Below are 20,323 nucleotides of genomic sequence, written 5' to 3'. Positions count from 1 at the left end.
CTCCAATACTAATCTTTTTCTGTTACTACAACTGTAATGTGACTTGTTCTTTTGTTAATTGGTGATGCTGAACCTTTTGCTCTAGGACGGAAACGTTTTAGAGTAGGACCTTCGTCAACGAATGCTTCGCTAACTACGAGGTTTTGTGCATCTAAATCAAAGTTGTGTTCTGCGTTTGCAATTGCAGATTTAAGAGCCTTGGCAACAATAGGAGAGCCTGCTCTTGGTGTGAATTGCAAAATTGCTAATGCCTCAGCAGCGTTCTTGTTTCTGATCAAGTCAATAACAAGACGGGCTTTACGAGGTGCAATACGAACATTTTTCACTACGGCTGTTGCCGATGTAATTTCTTGTTCTGCCATCATTTAGTCTCCCTTCTTATTACTTAGCTGCTGTTTTCTTATCGTCAGTTCCATGACCATGGAATGTACGTGTTGGAACGAATTCGCCCAACTTGTGGCCAACCATATCTTCTTGGATATAAACTGGCACATGTTTACGCCCATCATGAACTGCAATAGTGAATCCTACAAAACTAGGAAAAATTGTTGAACGTCTTGACCATGTCTTGATAACTGACTTCTTTTCAGAATCTTGTTGAGCATCGATCTTCTTTAGAAGATGTGCATCAGCGAATGGTCCCTTTTTTAAACTACGACTCATCTTATGTCCTCCTTATATTATTCTTGCGAAATGATTACTTACCTTTTCTATGACGAACAATAAGTTTCTCAGATTTGGCATGAGTTGAACGAGTTTTCTTACCAAGAGTCTTCTTACCCCATGGTGACATAGGAGATGGATGACCGATAGGAGCTTTACCTTCACCACCACCGTGTGGGTGATCGTTAGGGTTCATAACTGAACCACGAACTGTAGGTCTGAAACCTAACCAACGTTTGCGACCAGCTTTACCAATCTTAATTAATTCATGTTGTTCATTACCAATAGCACCAACAGTAGCGCGGCAAGTTGAAAGGATCATACGAACTTCACCAGAAGGTAAACGTAGTAATGAGTACTTTCCATCTCTACCTAACAATTGGATTGATGTACCAGCAGAACGGCCTAATTGACCACCCTTACCAGGTTTCAATTCAACATTATGCAAGATTGTACCAACAGGAATGTTAGCTAATGGAAGAGCATTACCTGGTTTGATATCTGCTTCAGTACCTGATTGAACTTTTTGTCCAACTTCAAGGCCCTTAGGAGCTAAGATGTATGACTTAACACCATCTGAATAGTGTAATAATGCAATGTTAGCTGTACGGTTTGGATCGTATTCGATTGCCTTAACTGTAGCAACTACATCATCTTTAGTACGTTTGAAATCAATGATACGGTAGTGTTGCTTGTGACCACCACCACGGTGACGAACTGTAATATGACCGTATGAGTTACGACCAGCTGTATGGCTTTGTGATTCTAACAATGTCTTTTCAGGAGATTTCTTTGTAATCTCAGCAAAGTCAGAACCTGTCATATTACGACGACCGTTTGTGGTTGGTTTATACTTGATAATCGCCATTATTTGACCTCCTTAATTATTCTTCATCAAAAATCTTAATTTCGTCTGAATCTTCAGTAAGTGTAACAATAGCTTTACGACGTTTTGCTGTAAATCCAACATAACGACCTTGGCGCTTCTTCTTACCTGAAACATTCATAATATTTACTTTTTTAACTTTTACACCGAAGATTTCTTCAATAGATTGTCTAACGTTAACTTTGTTAGCATCAAGAGCAACATCAAATGTGTATTTCTTGTCTGCCATTGCATCCATTGAGCCTTCAGTAACGACTGGGCGAATAATTACGTCTCTTGCACTCATTATCCGAGCACCTCCTCAATTTTAGAAAGTGCTGCTTGTGTAACGACTAACTTGTTAGCGTTGATAACATCAAGAACGTTTACACCTTCTGGTGCTACAACTGTAACTTTATCAATATTTCTTGCTGATAAAGCAACGTTATCGTTTCCGTCTTCAAGAACAACTAAAGCCTTGTTGTCAGCACCTACTTTTGTAAGTAATTGTGCAAATGATTTTGTACTTGGCTTGTCATATGAAATTGAGTCGATAACGATCATGTTACCGTCAGCAGCTTTTTGTGAAAGTACAGACTTCAATGCTAAACGGCTAATCTTTCTAGGAAGATGGTATGCGTAAGATCTAGGTGTGGGACCGAAAACAGTACCACCGCCAACCCATTGTGGTGAACGGATTGATCCTTGACGAGCACGACCTGTTCCTTTTTGACGCCATGGTTTCTTACCACCACCACGTACTTCAGAGCGGTTTTTAACATCATGTGTACCTTGTCTTAATGTAGCACGTTGCATGATAACAGCATCTGTAACTACACTATCGTTTGGTTCAATACCAAAGATTGAATCATTGGCTTCAACAGTACCATTTTCAGCACCGCTGTTTTTATAGGCTGTGATTTTTGTCATAACTCAGTTCCTCCTTCCTATTTTGTATTAGCTTTAATAGCTGTTTGAATTTTAACTAGTGAATTGTTAGCACCAGGGACATTACCCTTGATCAAGATAGCATTTTTATCTGCATCTACTCTAACGATTGCTAAGTTTTGTGTTGTAACGCGGTTGTTACCCATACGTCCGGGAAGCATCTTACCTTTGAATACACGGTTGATGATGGCACCCATTGAACCAGCAACACGGTGATATCTAGAACCGTGAGTTTCTGGACCTCTAGATTGACCAAATCTCTTAATGTTACCTTGCATTCCATGTCCCTTTGTTGTACCTGTAACGTCGACAATGTCACCTGAATTAAATGTGTCTACTGAAACTTCTCCACCTAATTCGTAATCTCCCATTTCAACATCGCGAAATTCGCGTGTGTAATGTTTAGGAGTTGTGTTTGCCTTTTGCGCATGACCTTTGGCAGGCTTGTTAGTTAGAACTTCACGACGGTCTTCAAAGCCAAGTTGAATAGCTTCATAACCATCTGATTCTACTGTTTTCACTTGAGTAACAACATTAGGTGTTGCTTCAACAACTGTAACAGGAACTAATTCGCCGTTATCACTGAAAATTTGAGTCATTCCAATTTTCTTACCAAGAATTCCTTTTCTGGCCATGTTTGCACCTCCAATAATTTATTTTTGTTTATTATAATTTGATTTCGATATCTACACCAGATGGTAGATCTAACTTCATTAATGAATCAACTGTCTTAGGTGATGGATTAACGATGTCAATAAGTCTCTTATGTGTACGCATTTCGAATTGTTCTCTAGCATCTTTATGCTTATGCGGTGAACTCAACACTGTATATAGTGAACGTTCTGTTGGTAAAGGAATTGGACCTGAAATTTCAGCACCAGTTCTCTTTGCTGTTTCCACAATCTTGTCAGCTGATTGATCTAAGATACGATGTTCGTAAGCCTTCAAGCGAATGCGAATTTTTTGACTTGCCATGGGGTTACCTCCTTTTTGTCTCTTTCAAGATGACCGGCTCAGTGAAAATATCCAACAGCTCTGCCGTGGCAAAGCGGCCGGGCGTGTCGCAACCTCTCACTTCTATGCCGTCGATATTTATTAAATACCTATAGGCGCATACTTCTCCTATGAAATAAGCACTTTTCTTATAATACACGATTGAACCGGCATTATCAAGGAATTTTTAGGTATTTAAACTTAAAAATCTCTATTCAATGCCAAATGAAAACATTGTGTCATAATTGAATTAACTACTAATATAGTAAGGAAAACATTATGTTAAAAAACTTTTCAGTCCAACAGAAGTTATTCTACGCTCAATTGATCGTAAATTCTATAATAGTTTTACTTTTTTCTTTTATAAAGGGGAATTCTCTTTATATGCTTTTGCTTCTCTTCAATATTCTGGGATTGTTCGTAACTCAATCCAACCTACGATCCACCCTTGCGAAAATCAATTGGGCAATTCAAGCCTTTGCTCAAGCGATGCTGATTCCCTTCTCAGTCTCTTACCTGATAATCTTGACCAAATCATTTATCAATTGGCAGTCTCCTTTTGGACTGACTGTTGTGATCGCGTATTCTGTGATCATGTACATACCGTATACTTATATGTTGATAGTTCCAGTTAAGACAGCTCTCATGAGAATCGTCTTGTTGATTTTTTCTTTCTTTTTTACTGCCAGCTCAGCACTGGATTTAATGGTCGATAGCACAGAATTAGCTTCCATGTCTATCATCAAGACATTATCGAATACTATTTTTGATGGGGCAATCATCATGATGATCATGGTTCTAGTAGCCATGTATGCGTGGGGATATGGGTTCCCAAAGTATCGACTATCAAAAAATATAAATCATTGGGCCTTTGCAGCTATTTGTTTGTTTACGATCTGGTTTGCACTCTGGAATGCTTTTGCCAGTGGAAATACCATGCTTGCCTCATTAGTAACCTTTAGTATTAAAAATTTGCATTTTACCGCTAATAATATTTTAGGTGGTTTGGAAGCTGGAATCGCAGAAGAATTTATATTTAGATTTGGGATCCTGACTATCCTGATGAAAGCTTTCTATAATAGTAGAAACAGGTTCATTTATTCCGCAGTAATCAGCAGTATCTTGTTTGGATTAATGCACGGAATGAATATTTTTGCTGGTCAAGATCTGGGTAATACTATTACCCAAGTTATCTTTGCTTTCGCATTTGGAATGTATTTAGCTGCAGTATATTTGTACACCAATGCATTTTACTTAACGGTCTTTTTCCACGCACTGATCGATGTACTAGTTTTTCTTTCATCCTCAAACCAATTGATGACTGGAAAAATCAATTTGGATAGTATCATTATTACCGTTGCAGAATCGACTGTCTTTATAATCATCGCAATTTTATTATTAGTGAATAGCCAAAAGAAACAAAACCAAACATTTCAATTATTTTATTAGACAACAAAAAAACCAAAGCCTAAGCTTTGGTTTTTTAATTGACTAAATTAGTCTTCTGCAGGTGTGCCACCATTTTTCTTGATAATGTCAGCTTGAATTGACTTAGGAACCTTTTCGTAATGGTCAAATACCATTGTGAAAGTACCACGGCCTTGTGTAGCTGAACGAAGTGTAGTAGCATAACCGAACATTTCTGAAAGTGGAACATATGAGTTGATAAGTTGAGCGTTTCCACGTTCTTCCATACCTTCGATACGTCCACGACGAGCTGTAACTTGTCCCATAACATCACCTAAGTAATCTTCTGGTGTTACAATTTCAACCTTCATGATAGGTTCAAGAATAACAGCACCAGCTGACTTAGCAGCGTTACGTAGAGCAATAGAAGCAGCAATCTTGAAGGCAGCTTCAGATGAATCGACTTCGTGGTATGAACCATCATACAACTTAGCCTTAACATCGATTAATGGATATCCGGCAAGAACACCGTTTTCCATAGCTTCTTTCAATCCTTGTTCTACTGAAGGAATGTATTCACGAGGAACAACACCACCAACGATAGCATCTTCGAATTCGAAGCCTTTTCCTTCTTCATTAGGTGTAAATTCGATCCATACGTCACCATATTGACCTTTACCACCAGATTGACGAACGAATTTACCTTGAGCTTTAGTAGCTTGAGTAAATGTTTCACGGTAGGCAACTTGTGGTTCACCAACTTTAGCGTCAACCTTGAATTCACGCTTCATACGGTCAACCATGATATCCAAGTGAAGTTCTCCCATTCCTGAGATCAATGTTTGACCTGTTTCAGGGTTTGTTTCAGCTTGGAAAGTTGGATCTTCTTCGGATAGTTTTTGGATGGCAACATCCATCTTATCTCTATCTTCTTTTGATTTAGGTTCGATAGAAACTTGGATAACTGGATCTGGAATATCCAATGATTCAAGAATCAATGGATCATCAACGTCTGTCAATGAGTCACCAGTAGTTGTGTTCTTCAAACCGATAACGGCACAGATATCACCAGAGAAAACTTCTGGGATTTCTTTACGGTGGTTAGAATGCATTTGTAGCAAACGACCAACACGTTCACGCTTATCTTTTGAAGCATTAAGAACGTAAGAACCTGATTCAAGTGATCCTCTATATACACGGATGTATGTTAGACGACCAACGAATGGGTCAGTAGCAATCTTAAATGCCAAACCAGCAAATGGTTTGCTGTCGTCAGCTTGCAATTCTACTTCACTACCATCAGCAGGGTTAGTAGCATTGTAAGGACGAACTTCAAGTGGTGATGGAAGGTAATCAACAACCGCATCCATCAACATTTGAACACCCTTGTTCTTGAAGGCAGACCCTGCAAGTACAGGGAAGAATTTCAAGTCGATTGTAGCTTTACGAATTGCAGCACGGATTTCATCGTTAGAAATTTCAGCACCATCAAGATACTTTTCCATGATTCCGTCATCAACGTCAGCAACAGCTTCGATCAATTCGCCACGTTTCTTCTTAGCTTCTTCAACATATTCGTCAGGAACATCAACTGTATCCCACTTTGTACCTAATTCATCTTCGTCATAAAGGTCAGCCTTCATTTCGATAAGATCAATAACACCTTCAAAGTTATCTTCAGCACCGATAGGCATTTGGATAGCATGAGCGTTAGCATCTAGTCTTTCGTGAAGTGTTTCAACTGAGTAGTCGAAGTTAGCACCGATCTTATCCATCTTGTTAACGAAAACAATACGTGGAACACCGTATGTTGAAGCTTGACGCCAAACATTTTCAGTTTGTGGTTCAACACCAGATTGTGCATCAAGAACTGTGATGGCACCATCTAAAACACGAAGTGAACGTTCAACTTCGATTGTGAAGTCAACGTGTCCTGGGGTATCGATGATGTTGATACGGTTACCTTTCCATTCAGCAGTTGTAGCAGCTGATGTAATAGTAATACCACGTTCTTGTTCTTGGGCCATCCAGTCCATTTGTGAAGCACCATCATGAGTTTCACCAATTTTATGGATTTTACCAGTATAGTACAAAATACGTTCTGTTGTTGTTGTTTTACCAGCATCAATATGGGCCATGATACCGATATTACGAGTTTCTTCTAATGGAAATTCACGTTTATTAGCCATTGAGAACTATATCTCCTTTTGTGTGATCTGAATTCTACCAACGATAATGAGCAAAGGCACGGTTGGCATCAGCCATCTTATGAGTGTCTTCACGTTTCTTAACTGCAGCACCAGTATTGTTAGCTGCATCCATGATTTCGTTTGCTAATCTTTCGTCCATTGTGTGTTCACCACGTAAACGAGCATAACTTACGATCCAGCGTAAACCTAATGTTGTACGACGGTCTGGACGTACTTCAATAGGAATTTGGTAGTTAGAACCACCAATACGGCGAGCCTTAACTTCTAGAACTGGCATAACATTGTTCATGGCTTCTTCGAAGACATCCAATGGTTCGTTACCAGTCTTATCTTTGATGATGTCAAATGCGCGGTAAAGAATTGTTGAGGCTGTACCTCTTTTACCGTCATACATCAAATGGTTGATCAAGCGTGTTACTAATTTTGAGTTGTACATTGGGTCAGGCAAAACGTCACGTTTTGGAGCGCTACCTTTTCTTGGCATATTAAATTCCTCCGTTATTATTCTTAACTAATTATTTCTTAGGTTTCTTAGCACCGTATTTTGAACGGCTTTGCATACGTCCATCAACACCGGCTGTATCAAGAGCACCACGAACAACGTGATAACGAACACCAGGTAGATCCTTTACACGACCACCACGGACAAGAACAACACTATGCTCTTGCAAGTTGTGTCCGATACCAGGAATATATGCTGTTACTTCGATAAGGTTTGATAATCTAACACGGGCATACTTACGTAAAGCTGAGTTAGGTTTCTTAGGTGTCATTGTTCCGACACGAGTTGCAACACCACGTTTTTGTGGTGCTGGGTTCTTTGTAGCAATTTTCTTCATACTGTTGTAGCCGTAGTTCAATGCAGGTGCATCAGACTTTGAAGTTTGTGACTTACGGCCTTTACGTACTAATTGGTTAATTGTAGGCATTCAAAGTTCCTCCTAAAAATTTTAAGTACACACATCCAGGTGGTTCACAATTTTTGAAAAATAATAAACCACTAGCGTGGCATACCTTTTGAGCTTATATTTATAAACAAAACTATTCTTGCTGCCAATAAAAGCACGTCTATTAGAATACCATCTAGAAATGATAGTGTCAACGTAACTTTATAAGAAAATTGCTGATTAAATCACGTAATCTATTTTGAGGTGATAAAAATGCAATTACTGCTGTACATAACAATCTTCTTTTCAGGTGCTTGTCTAGTTTCGTTTTTGAACGTAGTCGGAAGTGAGGACCTTGACCAACTCTTTAGTTTACGCAGATCCCACTGCGATTTTTGTCAAAAACAATTATCGTTGATAAATATCATTCCTATTTTAAGCTATTTAAAACAATTTGGTAAGAGCAATTGCTGCAATAATCCAATTTCCTTGATATATCCTCTAACTGAGACATTGGGAGGGATATTTTTACTTTTGTTCTATATTTTGAAAAACGATTTTTGGTTTATCTTACCAATTTTCGCCACATTGATCTTGTTGGCTTTTTCAGATTATTACAAGGGCTACATCTACCCGTATTATTATTTATTGCTATTACCTGCTTTTATCATGCACATCACACATTTATATTATCTACAAGCATTGATATTTTTAATACTACTCAAAATTTTTCAAATGCTAGTCAACGGAATCGGCTCCGGAGATATCGATGTTCTAGTGATGGTCTGCTTATTGTTTGGAATTCCATTTGCTATTAAAGCGTTGCTATTTGCATGCATCTTTTGCTTAGTTGTTTTTTCAATCAATCAAAAAAGATCATTTAGATTCATCCCCTATTTAACAGTTTCAATAGGAGTAAACTATCTGATCTTTGATTTAAAAATATTTAGTTTTCCGGAATTATTCCAATTTGGGCTAACCAATTAAGGCATAGTCCCCACCATTTAGATGCTTGACGATTTAATTTATCGGTTCCACCTGGTGCTTGTGTTTGATAAGTGGCTAATGACAATCCGTGGGGGCCACTAGAAAATAGATGCATCTCAAACGGAATATTTAATTCTTCCAATTTATTCGCATAAGCTAACGAATTAGTTACTGGAACCGTTCCATCGGTCACAGTTTGCCAGATGAAACAAGGCTTGCCATTGGCTGTTAGTGTGTCTTGTGCTTTCCAAAATAGTTTATCTGGACTGATTTTTTCAACATCTGAGATTTCTTTAGGCCAACCTAAAGTCATATCGACAACTGAATATCCCATGATATTAGCCGCAGGCATTACTGAGATTTCATGATCAAAAATTTGTTGCTTAGTCTTGGCATTGGTCATAAGCGAATTGAAGTTGGCAACGATTTGTCCTCCGGCAGAGAATCCAATCAATAAGATTTTGTCCAAATCAATTTGTTTAGATTGAGCCTGAGTTTGAACCCAGTTCAACGTTGTTGCTAATTCTTGAAGTGCTAAAGGATAAACTGACTTATTATCTTCTAGCAATTGGTAATGAAATACTAGCGAATGAATTCCAGCGGCTGCAAATTTCATTGCGATTGGTTGAGATTCACGGTCAGTATGGAATTTGAATGCACCGCCAGGAATAATAATTGCCAACGGATGTTTAACTTCTTTGTCGTAATCTTTGATGATATCAAGCCAATAAGCATCTAGGCCAAACTTGTTTCCCTGATATTCAAGCGTTTCTTTTTCTAACATACAATTCCTCCATCTCGTATTTAATAACCTTCTGTCAAGTAAATTAACACACTTTGGAGTTTTGCAAAAGTCTTGGAGGTAATTGATCGTTGCACCAAAAAAGCTGCTGTGGCATAAACCACAACAGCTTTTTGAAAATCAGCTATTCAACTGATTATTTATTTTTTTCTTCTTGCTTCTTAGCATCTTCAGCTTTCATTTGCTCTTCGATGTCAGAAATTGTGTAGGCTCCGTTTAAAGAGTTTGCTGCCATAGGACCTGTCTTCTTAGGTTCCATGTGGTTGTACTTAGCCATACCAGTACCTGCAGGGATAAGTTTACCAATAATAACATTCTCTTTAAGTCCAAGAAGTGGATCATTCTTACCACGAATTGATGCGTCAGTAAGAACTCTAGTTGTTTCCTGGAATGAAGCAGCAGACAAGAAACTGTTTGTTTCAAGTGAGGCTTTAGTAATACCAAGCAATACTGGACGTCCTGTAGCAGGAACTCCACCCTTGATCAAAGTATCACGGTTGTGATCTGTGAATTGAGAGATATCCATTAATTCACCTGGCAATACATCTGTATCACCTGGATCAAGAACACGGATCTTACGAAGCATTTGTCTGATCATAACCTCGAAATGCTTATCAGAAATATCAACACCTTGCATACGGTAAACTCTTTGAACTTCTGCAAGTAGATAATTTTCTGTTGTTTGAACGTTTGTGATCTTGATTAATTCCTTAGGATCGATTGAACCTTGTGTCAACTTAGAACCACGAGTGATGACGTCACCTTCGGCAACAGCAACACTTGATGTATAAGGAACACTGTAAGTTCTTGAATCGATCTTACCTTCAACGGTAATTTCCTTAGTATGTTCTGCAGGGTTTTCATCGATGGCAGTAATTGTACCGTCAACTTCTGAAATAACTGCAAGACCTTTAGGATTTCTTGCTTCAACGATTTCTTGAACACGAGGAAGACCTTGTGTAATATCATCGCCACCAGCAACACCACCAGTATGGAAGTTACGCATTGTTAGCTGTGTACCTGGTTCACCGATTGATTGAGCAGCAACAGTACCGACTGCTTCACCAATTTCAACTTCTTCACCAGTAGCAAGGTTACGGCCGTAACATTTCTTACATACACCGTGTTTTGTGTTACATGTAAATGCTGAACGAATAGTAACTGTTTGAACACCGGCATCAACGATCTTTTGAGCCATGTCTTCATCCATTAGGACTCCACGAGGGACAATTACTTCACCAGTTGAAGGATCTTTAACTGTCTTTTGTGTATAACGTCCTACTAAACGGTCAAATAATGGTTCGATCATATCTGTACCTTCAGTAATAGCACTTACTTCAAGTCCACGATCAGTACCACAATCTTCTTCACGTACGATAACATCTTGAGCAACATCAACTAGACGACGAGTTAAGTAACCTGAGTTGGCTGTCTTCAAGGCTGTATCGGTCATACCTTTACGAGCACCGTGAGTTGACATGAACATTTCCAAAACAGATAGTCCTTCACGGAAGTTAGAAATAACAGGGATTTCCATCATACCACCGTTAGGGGCAGCCATAAGTCCACGCATACCGGCAAGCTGTGTAAAGTTTGAGATATTACCACGGGCACCAGAGTCAGACATCATTGAGATAGGGTTTGTTGGATCAAATGAGTCGATAAGCTTTTGTTGAATATCGTCCTTTGTTTCGTTCCAAACACTAATAACACGATCATGACGTTCTTGGTCAGTGATAAGTCCACGACGGAATTGTTTTGAAATTGAAGCAACTTGTTTGTGGGCCTTTTCAATGATTTCTGGTTTTTCAGTCAAGTTAGGAACATCTGTAACACCAACTGTTAATCCAGAATATGTACAGATTGTGTAACCTAATTGTTTCATATCATCAAGTAATTCTGATGTTCTTTGAACACGGTAAACTTTGAAGATTTGGGCAATGATGTCACTTAAATAACTACTCTTAAGTGGGTCAATAAGTTCCATTTCATCCAAACGGTCTTCAATGTTTTGACCTTTTTCAAGGAAGTACTTGTCAGGAACACCATTGATAAGATTATCATCAGTAGGTTCATTCAAGTATGGGAAGTCTTCAGGAAGAATTTCGTTAAAGATTACTTTACCAACACTGGTGATCATAACCTTATCACGTTGATCTTCTCTAAATGGCTTATTAGGCATTGATGCAACCGAGATACCAATTCTTGTATGGTAGTGAACTTGTCCGTTCAACAAGGCCATCTTAACTTCATTGATATCTTTGAAGATCTTACCTTCGCCATCCATATGTCTTGTTTCAATTGTTAGATAATAGTTACCTAAAACAACGTCCTGTGATGGTGTAACGATAGGTTTACCATCTTTAGGAGCAAGGATATGGTGAGCAGCAAGCATCAACATACGTGCTTCAGCTTGAGCTTCGTCTGATAGTGGCACATGGACAGCCATCTGATCACCATCAAAATCGGCATTATAAGCTTCACAAGCAAGTGGATGTAGACGAATTGACTTACCATCAACCAATACAGGTTCAAAAGCTTGGATACCAAGTCTATGAAGCGTAGGGGCACGGTTAAGCAATACTGGACGTTCTTTGATTACATCTTCAAGAACATCCCAAATGTCATCATCTTGACGATCAATTTTTCTTCTAGCATTTTTAACGTTAGAAGCAATTTCTCTTTTAACTAATTCATGCATTACGAATGGTTTGAATAATTCCAAAGCCATTTCACGAGGAAGTCCACATTGATAGAACTTCAATGTAGGACCAACATCGATAACAGAACGACCTGAATAGTCAACACGCTTACCAAGTAAGTTCTGACGGAAACGTCCTTGCTTACCTTTAAGCATATGTGAGAGTGACTTCAATGGTCTGTTACCAGGACCAGTAACAGGACGTCCACGACGACCGTTATCGATCAAAGCATCAACAGCTTCTTGAAGCATTCTCTTTTCATTTTGAACGATGATATTAGGAGCATTTAAGTCCAACAATCTCTTCAAACGGTTGTTTCTGTTAATTACACGACGGTACAAATCGTTCAAATCGGAAGTGGCAAAACGGCCACCTTCAAGTTGAACCATTGGACGAAGATCTGGTGGGATAACTGGAATAGCATCCATTACCATCCATTCTGGTTTGTTACCAGAATTTTGGAAAGCACTCAAAATATCTAATCGTCTGATTGCACGTGTACGTTTTTGACCTTGAGCAGTCTTTAAGACTTCACGAAGATCTTTAACTTCTTCTTCCATGTCAACTTGACTAAGAAGTTCTCTGATACCTTCAGCACCCATCTTGGCAACAAACTTGTTGCCAAATTCTTCACGCTTCTTACGGTATTCAGATTCAGTTAGTAATTGTTTCTTTTCTAGGTCTGTATCACCTGGATCAATAACTACGTATGAAGCAAAGTAGATTACTTCTTCAAGGTTTCTTGGGCTCATGTCCAAAACTAGTCCCATACGTGATGGAATACCCTTGAAGTACCAGATATGTGTAACAGGAGCTGCTAATTCAATGTGTGCCATTCTTTCACGGCGAACTTTTGAACGAGTAACTTCAACACCACAGCGATCACAAACAATACCCTTATAGCGGATACGTTTGTACTTACCACAGGCACATTCCCAGTCTTTAGTTGGTCCAAAAATTCTTTCATCGAATAGACCATCTTTTTCTGGCTTCAAAGTACGGTAGTTGATTGTTTCGGGTTTCTTAACTTCACCATAAGACCAACTGCGGATCTTATCTGGAGAAGCCAAACCAATTTGCATACTTTCAAATTTATTAACGTCTATCAAAAGGTAACCTCCCTAACATGCTAAATTTTGACTATTATTCTGATTTTGTACCTTGCGAATTGTTAGATTGAACAGATGAGTTGTTATCCTCTGCTTCTAACTTCTTAGCTTCTTCTTCAGCACGTTTTTGTTCTTGTTGCTTAGCAAATTTAGATAGAGCGTCGATGCTTACTGTATCGTCGTCTTCATCCATATCTCTAAGTTCGATTTCTTTTTGATCGTTATCTAGAACTTTCATATCAAGTCCAAGAGCTTGCAATTCTTTGACAAGAACACGGAATGATTCAGGAACACCAGGCTTAGGAATACTTTCGCCCTTAACGATTGCTTCATAAGTCTTAACACGTCCAACAATATCATCAGACTTGTATGTCAAGATTTCTTGAAGTGTATAAGCGGCACCATAAGCTTCAAGAGCCCAAACTTCCATTTCACCAAATCTCTGTCCACCGAATTGAGCTTTACCACCAAGTGGTTGTTGAGTAACTAATGAGTAAGGTCCGATTGAACGAGCATGTAACTTATCATCAACCATGTGAGCTAGTTTCAAGTAGTACATGACACCAACAGCAACACGGTTCTTGAATGGTTCACCTGTACGTCCATCATAAAGAATTGACTTACCATCAGAATCCATATCAGCTTCTTTAACGATGTCCCAAAGTTCTTCATTACTTACACCATCGAAAACAGGTGTGGCAACGTGAATACCAAGTTTTCTAGCAGCCATTCCTAAATGAAGATCAAGAACTTGTCCGATATTCATACGGGATGGAACACCCATTGGGTTCAATAGGATATCAACTGGAGTACCGTCTGGCATGTATGGCATATCTTCTTCAGGGACAACGATTGAAACAGTACCCTTGTTACCATGACGACCAGACATCTTGTCACCAACTTGAATCTTACGTTTTTGAGTGATGTAGACACGAACCATCATGTTTACACCAGGGTTCAATTCATCGCCAGCTTCACGTGTAAATACCTTAACGTCTTGGATAATACCGCCACCACCGTGAGGTACACGGAGTGATGTATCACGAACTTCACGAGCTTTTTCACCGAAAATAGCGTGCAGTAGACGTTCCTCAGCAGATAATTCAGTAACACCTTTAGGAGTTACCTTACCAACTAAGATATCGCCGTCACGTACTTCGGCACCAATACGAATAACACCGAATTCATCAAGATCTTTAAGTGACTCTTCACCGACGTTAGGAATTTCACGAGTGATTTCCTCAGGTCCAAGTTTAGTATCACGTGCTTCTGATTCATATTCTTCAATATGAATTGAAGTATAAGCATCTTCACGAACTAATTTTTCTGAAAGAACGATAGCATCTTCGTAGTTATACATGTTCCAAGTCATGAAAGCGATAAGTGGGTTTTGACCTAAAGCCAATTCTCCACCTTCCATGGCAGGACCATCACAAATGATATCTCCAGCCTTAACTTTTTCGCCCTTACGAACGATTGGTCTTTGGTTGTATGATTTACCATTATTTGAACGACGGAATTTTGTAACTTTATATTCATCGATCGTGCCGTCATCGTCACGTTCGATAGTAACTTTTTTAGCATCAACATATTGCACGGTTCCGGCATGATCTGCAAGAAGTGCAGCACCAGAATCATGAGCAGCAATATATTCCATACTTGTACCAACAAGTGGTGCATGTGGATTGATCAAAGGAACAGCTTGACGTTGCATGTTAGCACCCATCAAGGCACGGTTCGAGTCATCATTTTCCAAGAAAGGAATACATGCTGTTGCAACTGAAACTACCTGACGAGGTGAAACGTCCATGTAATCGACTTTTTCAGCAGTTGTTTCAATGTTGTCATCCTTGTGACGAGCCAAAATTGTTGGTTCAGCAAAGGCACCATCGTCAGTCAACTTAGTATTAGCCTGAGCAACGATATAGTTATCTTCTTCATCAGCTGTTAAGTAATCGATCTTATCAGTAACTTTATGCGTATCCCATGAAACACGACGATATGGAGTTTCAATAAATCCATATTTATTAACAATAGCGTATGAAGCCAAGTTGTTAATAAGTCCAATATTAGGACCTTCAGGAGTTTCAATTGGGCACATACGACCATAGTGAGTATAGTGAACGTCACGAACTTCATATCCGGCACGGTCACGAGTTAAACCACCAGGTCCAAGGGCTGATAGACGGCGCTTGTGTTCTAGCTCACCAAGTGGGTTAGTCTGATCCATGAACTGTGAAAGTTGTGATGAACCAAAGAATTCCTTGATTGAAGCTACAACTGGACGAATGTTGATCAATTGTTGAGGTGTAACAGTTGATGAGTCTTGAATTGACATTCTTTCACGTACAACACGTTCCATACGTGACAAACCAATTCTAAATTGGTTTTGAAGTAATTCACCGACTGAACGAATACGACGGTTACCCAAGTGATCAATATCATCTGTTGAACCGATACCTTCTTTTAAGTTCAAGAAGTAGTTCAAGCCAGCTAAGATATCAGCAACTTGGATTGTACGATTGTGTTCGTCAATATGACCGTTTCCGATGATATTAACAACTTTTTCGTTATCTTCTTTTGAGTAGATCTTGATGATTTGAAGTGTAACAGGATCTGTTTGAGCACCCTCATCAGAAGGTTGAACAGTAACTGTCTTGAAATCGTCACGATCTAAGAATGGGCTCAATTTGCTCATTGCATCACGGTCGATAACTGTATCTTTAGCTAAAACAACTTCACCTGTATCAGGGTCAGCCAATGTTTCAGCCAATGTTTGATTCAATAGACGTGTCTTTAAGTTTAGCTTCTTGTTGATCTTGTAACGACCAACTGGAGCCAAGTCATATCTACGTGGATCGAAGAATCTAGCATATAGCAATGAACGAGAACTGTCAGCAGTCTTAGGTTCACCAGGACGAAGTCTTTCATAGATATCCTTTAAAGCTTCTTCAACACGTGAATCAGAAGTATCTTTATGTACATCTTTTTCAAGAGTGAGGTTCAAAGTATCATTTTCGCCAAAAATATCAAGAATCTCAGCATCTGAACCAAAACCAAGAGCACGAACAAGTTCTGTGATCAAAAGTTTTCTAGTTCTATCAATTCTGACATATCCTAATCCTTTAGCATCTGTTTCATATTCCAACCATGCACCACGGTTAGGAATAACAGTAGTTCCCCAACTTACACGGCCGTTCTTATCAGTATCAGTATTGTAGTAGATACCAGGAGAACGAACTAATTGAGAAACGATAACACGTTCAGCACCATTAATAATGAAAGTACCTTGGTCAGTCATTATTGGGAAGTCGCCAAAGAACACGTCTTGAGTCTTGATTTCGCCAGTTTCGTGGTTAGTCAATTTCAAAGTAACGTGCAATGGGGCTGAATAATTAGCATCATGTTGTCTAGCTTCTTCAACTGTATACTTAGGTTCTAGCAGTTTGTAGTCAACATATTCCAAAGAAAGATTTCCAGCAAAATCATCGATTGGCATAACATCATCAAACATGTCTTTTAGACCTTCGTCTAAAAACCAGTTGTATGAATTCTTTTGAATGTCAATAAGATTTGGTAGTGGAAGTACTTCCTTGATCTTGGCATAACTACGACGAACACGGTGTGCACCATAATTTACGTTATGAAAAGTCAAATTCTTCACCTCAACATTTATTTTTGCCAAAACTTGAAGCCGCAAGAAATATTACAATTTGGTTACAAATTGCATGTAAACGGTTTTTCTACCTAATTTTAGGCAAAAAAAAACCAAAAATAGAAACTAATTCTATTTTTGCTTTTTCTATACGGCATCGCCACGGACAATAGATCGCGGTTTGCGTTTTGAACTTTAAATCTCAAAAGTAATATTACTAGCCTAAAACTAATTTGTCAATGGTAAAGCTTAATTAATTTTTGACCTTATCGTCGCTCTTTTGATTGTTTTTATTTTTCTTACTATTTGAACTCTTTGGCTTTGCAATCGTGATATCGATCTTGCCCTTCTTTGAGCCAACTTTGATAGTGTCTCCTTCAGTGATGTTGTTCATCAACAACAATTCACTGACTGGATCTTCAATCTCACGTTGGATAGTTCTTCTCATTGGACGTGCACCATATTCTGGATTGTAACCATCTTTAACTAGATCATCGTAAGCAGATGGTGAGATCGATAATTCGATATTTCTTTCAGCCAATCTCTTTCTAAGATTGTTACTCATGATCTTAGCAATCGACTTGAGTTGTTCCTTATTTAGTGCTTTGAAGACAATTGTTTCGTCAATACGGTTCAAGAATTCAGGTCTGAAGAACTTCTTCAATTCTGAATCAATTCTTGATTGCATTTCCTTAAAGTCAGTTGTGACATCTTTAGCACCGAAACCAACTTCTTTGTCATCTTCAAGTGAACGTGCACCCAAGTTAGAAGTCATGATAATGATCGTATTTCTAAAGTCGACCTTACGTCCCTTTGCATCTGTCAAAATACCATCATCTAGTACTTGTAACAAGATGTTGAAGACATCTGGATGAGCTTTTTCAACCTCATCTAGAAGGATAACTGAATAAGGTTCATTTCTAACTTTTTCAGTTAATTGACCACCATCATCAAATCCAACGTATCCAGGAGCTGAACCAATCAGTTTTGAAGTACTGTATTGTTCCATGTATTCTGACATATCGACACGGATCAAGTTATCTTCTGAGCCAAACATTACTTCAGCAATTGATTTGGCTAACTCAGTCTTACCAACACCGGTAGGTCCTAAGAACATGAATGAACCGATTGGACGATCTGGGTCTTTCATACCACTTCTGGCACGACGGATAGCTCTTGATACAGCGCTGATTGCATCATCTTGTCCAATAACGCGTTTATGCAATTCTTTTTCAAGATTAAGCAGACGTTCACTTTCCTTACGGGTGATCTGCTTAACAGGAACTCCGGTCCAGTCAGCAATGATCTCGGCAATGTCTTCTTCAGTAACGACTGGCTTCTTGTGTTTGCCGTTAGCTTGTTCTTGTTTGTAGCTTTCAATCTTTTCTTGAAGATCTTGTTCCTTCTCACGAATTTGAGCTGCCTTGCCAAAGTCTTGATTCATAATGGCGGCATTCTTTTCATCGATCAATTCTAGTGATTTAGTGTTTAATTTTTCAAGCTCATTGTTATTCTCACTGTTGTGGATACGAACTTTAGCTGAAGCTTCATCCATTAAATCAATTGCCTTATCTGGCAAGAAACGGTTAGTTAAGTATCTAGTTGATAATCTAACGGCAGCTTTGACCGCTTCGTCAGAAATAGTCAATCCATGATGTTGTTCGTAACGTGGACGTAAACCATCAAGAATCTGAATCGATTCTTCAGCAGTTGGTTCTTCAACGTAGACCTTAGCAAAACGACGCTCTAAGGCTGTATCTTTTTCAATGTACTTTTGATATTCATTTGATGTAGTTGCACCAATAAGTTGAAGTTCTCCACGAGCTAGTGCAGGTTTCAAGATATTCGAAGCATCAATGGCACCCTCAGCACCACCGGCACCAATCAAAGTATGCAATTCATCAATGAATAAGATGACATGCTTGTCAGCATAGATCTCTTCAATGATTTTCTTCAAACGATCTTCAAATTCACCACGATACTTAGTACCGGCAACGAGTGAGCCCATATCTAACATCATGATTCGTTTGTTTTGCATATCAGAAGGAACATCTTTAGCAACGATTGCCTCGGCCAATCCTTCAACGATGGCAGTCTTACCAACACCAGGTTCACCGACAAGAACAGGGTTGTTCTTAGTACGACGACTGAGGATCTGGATAGTTCTTTCAACTTCTTTAGCACGACCTACAACTGGGTCAACACGGTTGTCTGAAGCTAATTTTGTTAAGTCACGTGCAAGGGAATCTAGCGTTGGAGTACCTGCTTGGGCAGTCTTCTTCTTTTGATTTATTCCTAATCCACGACGAGCAGTCTTATTGCTCATTCCCATTTTACTTAGTAGTAGATTTTTAGTTTTAGTTAAACTAAGACCTAAGTTGGTCAAAATTCTGTTTGCTAAATTATCAGAATCATCTAAGATTGCTAATAAAATATGCTCTGTTCCGATTCTGCTTGAACTATATTGATTTGAAACAGTCTCTGAACTTGATAAGATTTGTTGACCTTTTGGTGAGTATGGCAAGTAAATACCACTTGCAGCATTAGCTGAAGTATCGCCATATCCAGTCAAATGTTCGATTTCTTCTTGAACGTCTCGATCACTAACAGCTAAATCTCGCAAAGTAATTCCTGCAATACCATCATTTTCCATGGTTAGACCTAGTAAAATGTGTTCAGTTCCAACAGCATTATGATGAAATGTCTTGGCCTGCTCTTGAGCCAAAACAAGTGCGTTTTTCGCGCTTTCGGTAAACACTTTGTCCATATTAGTTACCTCGACTTATTAATTTACTTGTGATGAAAGTATAATTCTCATGAATAAAATTGCAAGCAATATGCAATCTCCTAAACTTTCGCTCTTAAATATTCCCTAATAGAATCTAAAGCAACAATAACATTGTTATGTTGTAATTCATACAAATTGGTTCAAAAAAATATTCATGTTCTTATGTGTTATTTTACCAACTATCTGACCGGGTGCAAAATAATAACCATCTTAATTCTTGATAAATTGAAAATTTGTATGTTGAATATTTAGAGATTATGAAGAGTTTAAGGACAACTATATTAATATTTACTTCATAGTTTGTAAA

The 20,323-nt window shown here is 38.7% G+C and carries 16 protein-coding genes; 2 read left to right on the top strand and 14 right to left on the bottom strand.

What is annotated here, in order from left to right:
* Positions 1–8 precede the first annotated feature (8 nt).
* Genes rplV through rpsJ form a run of 7 tightly spaced genes read right to left on the bottom strand, consistent with a single transcriptional unit; the run spans position 9 to position 3,451 of the window.
* Positions 9–362: a 50S ribosomal protein L22 gene (rplV, locus tag LKF16_RS11735; protein ID WP_291471267.1), complete on the bottom strand. Its 354-nt coding sequence runs from the start codon at positions 360–362 to the stop codon at positions 9–11.
* 19 nt (positions 363–381) lie between these two features.
* Positions 382–663: a 30S ribosomal protein S19 gene (rpsS, locus tag LKF16_RS11730; protein WP_291471269.1), complete on the bottom strand. Its 282-nt coding sequence runs from the start codon at positions 661–663 to the stop codon at positions 382–384.
* A gap of 34 nt (positions 664–697) precedes the next feature.
* Positions 698–1,531 carry a 50S ribosomal protein L2 gene (gene rplB, locus LKF16_RS11725; protein WP_291471271.1) on the bottom strand — a complete coding sequence of 278 codons (834 nt, stop codon included), beginning with the start codon at positions 1,529–1,531 and terminating at the stop codon, positions 698–700.
* Between the two features lie 16 nt (positions 1,532–1,547).
* Positions 1,548–1,835, bottom strand: a complete 288-nt coding sequence (rplW, locus tag LKF16_RS11720) for a 50S ribosomal protein L23 (protein ID WP_291471273.1) — start codon at positions 1,833–1,835, stop codon at positions 1,548–1,550.
* Positions 1,835–2,458 (bottom strand): 50S ribosomal protein L4, encoded by a 624-nt coding sequence (gene rplD / locus LKF16_RS11715; RefSeq protein WP_291471274.1) that lies wholly within the window; start codon positions 2,456–2,458, stop codon positions 1,835–1,837. Before rplD ends, rplW begins: the two co-directional genes overlap by 1 nt.
* Positions 2,459–2,475: 17 nt before the next feature.
* Positions 2,476–3,111 (bottom strand): 50S ribosomal protein L3, encoded by a 636-nt coding sequence (rplC, locus tag LKF16_RS11710; RefSeq protein WP_291471275.1) that lies wholly within the window; start codon positions 3,109–3,111, stop codon positions 2,476–2,478.
* 31 nt (positions 3,112–3,142) lie between these two features.
* Positions 3,143–3,451, bottom strand: coding sequence for a 30S ribosomal protein S10 (gene rpsJ, locus LKF16_RS11705; RefSeq protein WP_048704087.1), 309 nt, complete (start codon positions 3,449–3,451; stop codon positions 3,143–3,145).
* 402 nt (positions 3,452–3,853) lie between these two features.
* Here rpsJ and LKF16_RS11700 point away from each other — a divergent pair, with 402 nt between their 5' ends.
* Positions 3,854–4,918 (top strand): CPBP family intramembrane glutamic endopeptidase, encoded by a 1,065-nt coding sequence (locus LKF16_RS11700; RefSeq protein WP_291471279.1) that lies wholly within the window; start codon positions 3,854–3,856, stop codon positions 4,916–4,918.
* Positions 4,919–4,965: 47 nt separating this feature from the next.
* Here LKF16_RS11700 and fusA read toward each other — a convergent pair whose 3' ends face one another.
* From fusA to rpsL, 3 genes are read right to left on the bottom strand one after another with little or no spacing between them, the layout of a single operon-like run.
* A complete protein-coding gene (gene fusA / locus LKF16_RS11695) occupies positions 4,966–7,065 on the bottom strand; it encodes an elongation factor G (RefSeq protein ID WP_291471280.1) in 2,100 nt (699 codons plus the stop codon).
* A gap of 34 nt (positions 7,066–7,099) precedes the next feature.
* Entirely contained in the window at positions 7,100–7,570 is a 471-nt protein-coding gene (rpsG, locus tag LKF16_RS11690; RefSeq protein ID WP_291471282.1) for a 30S ribosomal protein S7, read from the bottom strand.
* A 31-nt stretch (positions 7,571–7,601) separates the two neighbouring features.
* Positions 7,602–8,015, bottom strand: coding sequence for a 30S ribosomal protein S12 (gene rpsL / locus LKF16_RS11685; protein WP_291471283.1), 414 nt, complete (start codon positions 8,013–8,015; stop codon positions 7,602–7,604).
* Positions 8,016–8,246: 231 nt separating this feature from the next.
* On the opposite strand from rpsL, the gene LKF16_RS13105 reads away from it, so the two are divergent.
* Positions 8,247–8,960 carry a prepilin peptidase gene (locus LKF16_RS13105; RefSeq protein ID WP_363305607.1) on the top strand — a complete coding sequence of 238 codons (714 nt, stop codon included), beginning with the start codon at positions 8,247–8,249 and terminating at the stop codon, positions 8,958–8,960.
* On the opposite strand, the gene LKF16_RS11680 is transcribed toward LKF16_RS13105, so the two are convergent.
* From LKF16_RS11680 to LKF16_RS11665, 4 genes are all read right to left on the bottom strand, one after another.
* On the bottom strand, positions 8,920–9,744 hold the full coding sequence (locus tag LKF16_RS11680; protein ID WP_291471285.1) for an alpha/beta hydrolase: 825 nt from the start codon (positions 9,742–9,744) through the stop codon (positions 8,920–8,922). The genes LKF16_RS13105 and LKF16_RS11680 overlap by 41 nt on opposite strands.
* A 154-nt stretch (positions 9,745–9,898) precedes the next feature.
* Positions 9,899–13,573 carry a DNA-directed RNA polymerase subunit beta' gene (gene rpoC, locus LKF16_RS11675; RefSeq protein ID WP_291471287.1) on the bottom strand — a complete coding sequence of 1,225 codons (3,675 nt, stop codon included), beginning with the start codon at positions 13,571–13,573 and terminating at the stop codon, positions 9,899–9,901.
* A gap of 34 nt (positions 13,574–13,607) precedes the next feature.
* Positions 13,608–17,228: a DNA-directed RNA polymerase subunit beta gene (gene rpoB / locus LKF16_RS11670; RefSeq protein ID WP_291471289.1), complete on the bottom strand. Its 3,621-nt coding sequence runs from the start codon at positions 17,226–17,228 to the stop codon at positions 13,608–13,610.
* Between the two features lie 253 nt (positions 17,229–17,481).
* Positions 17,482–19,995, bottom strand: coding sequence for an ATP-dependent Clp protease ATP-binding subunit (locus LKF16_RS11665; protein WP_291471291.1), 2,514 nt, complete (start codon positions 19,993–19,995; stop codon positions 17,482–17,484).
* Positions 19,996–20,323 lie beyond the last annotated feature (328 nt).

This window comes from Companilactobacillus sp. (genome assembly GCF_022484265.1).
Taxonomy (GTDB): domain Bacteria; phylum Bacillota; class Bacilli; order Lactobacillales; family Lactobacillaceae; genus Companilactobacillus.
Note: the sequence above shows the minus strand (reverse complement) of the source record. Positions and strands in the feature narration are given on the sequence as shown.

Bases quoted from the DNA above. Each gene is read 5' to 3' on its own strand.
- rpsS (WP_291471269.1), bottom strand. From the start codon at position 663: ATGAGTCGTAGTTTAAAAAAGGGACCATTCGCTGATGCACATCTTCTA.
- rplB (WP_291471271.1), bottom strand. From the start codon at position 1,531: ATGGCGATTATCAAGTATAAACCAACCACAAACGGTCGTCGTAATATG.
- rplV (WP_291471267.1), bottom strand. From the start codon at position 362: ATGGCAGAACAAGAAATTACATCGGCAACAGCCGTAGTGAAAAATGTT.
- fusA (WP_291471280.1), bottom strand. From the start codon at position 7,065: ATGGCTAATAAACGTGAATTTCCATTAGAAGAAACTCGTAATATCGGT.
- rpsJ (WP_048704087.1), bottom strand. From the start codon at position 3,451: ATGGCAAGTCAAAAAATTCGCATTCGCTTGAAGGCTTACGAACATCGT.
- rplD (WP_291471274.1), bottom strand. From the start codon at position 2,458: ATGACAAAAATCACAGCCTATAAAAACAGCGGTGCTGAAAATGGTACT.
- LKF16_RS11680 (WP_291471285.1), bottom strand. From the start codon at position 9,744: ATGTTAGAAAAAGAAACGCTTGAATATCAGGGAAACAAGTTTGGCCTA.
- rplC (WP_291471275.1), bottom strand. From the start codon at position 3,111: ATGGCCAGAAAAGGAATTCTTGGTAAGAAAATTGGAATGACTCAAATT.
- LKF16_RS11700 (WP_291471279.1), top strand. From the start codon at position 3,854: ATGCTTTTGCTTCTCTTCAATATTCTGGGATTGTTCGTAACTCAATCC.
- LKF16_RS13105 (WP_363305607.1), top strand. From the start codon at position 8,247: ATGCAATTACTGCTGTACATAACAATCTTCTTTTCAGGTGCTTGTCTA.
- rpsL (WP_291471283.1), bottom strand. From the start codon at position 8,015: ATGCCTACAATTAACCAATTAGTACGTAAAGGCCGTAAGTCACAAACT.
- LKF16_RS11665 (WP_291471291.1), bottom strand. From the start codon at position 19,995: ATGGACAAAGTGTTTACCGAAAGCGCGAAAAACGCACTTGTTTTGGCT.
- rpsG (WP_291471282.1), bottom strand. From the start codon at position 7,570: ATGCCAAGAAAAGGTAGCGCTCCAAAACGTGACGTTTTGCCTGACCCA.
- rplW (WP_291471273.1), bottom strand. From the start codon at position 1,835: ATGAGTGCAAGAGACGTAATTATTCGCCCAGTCGTTACTGAAGGCTCA.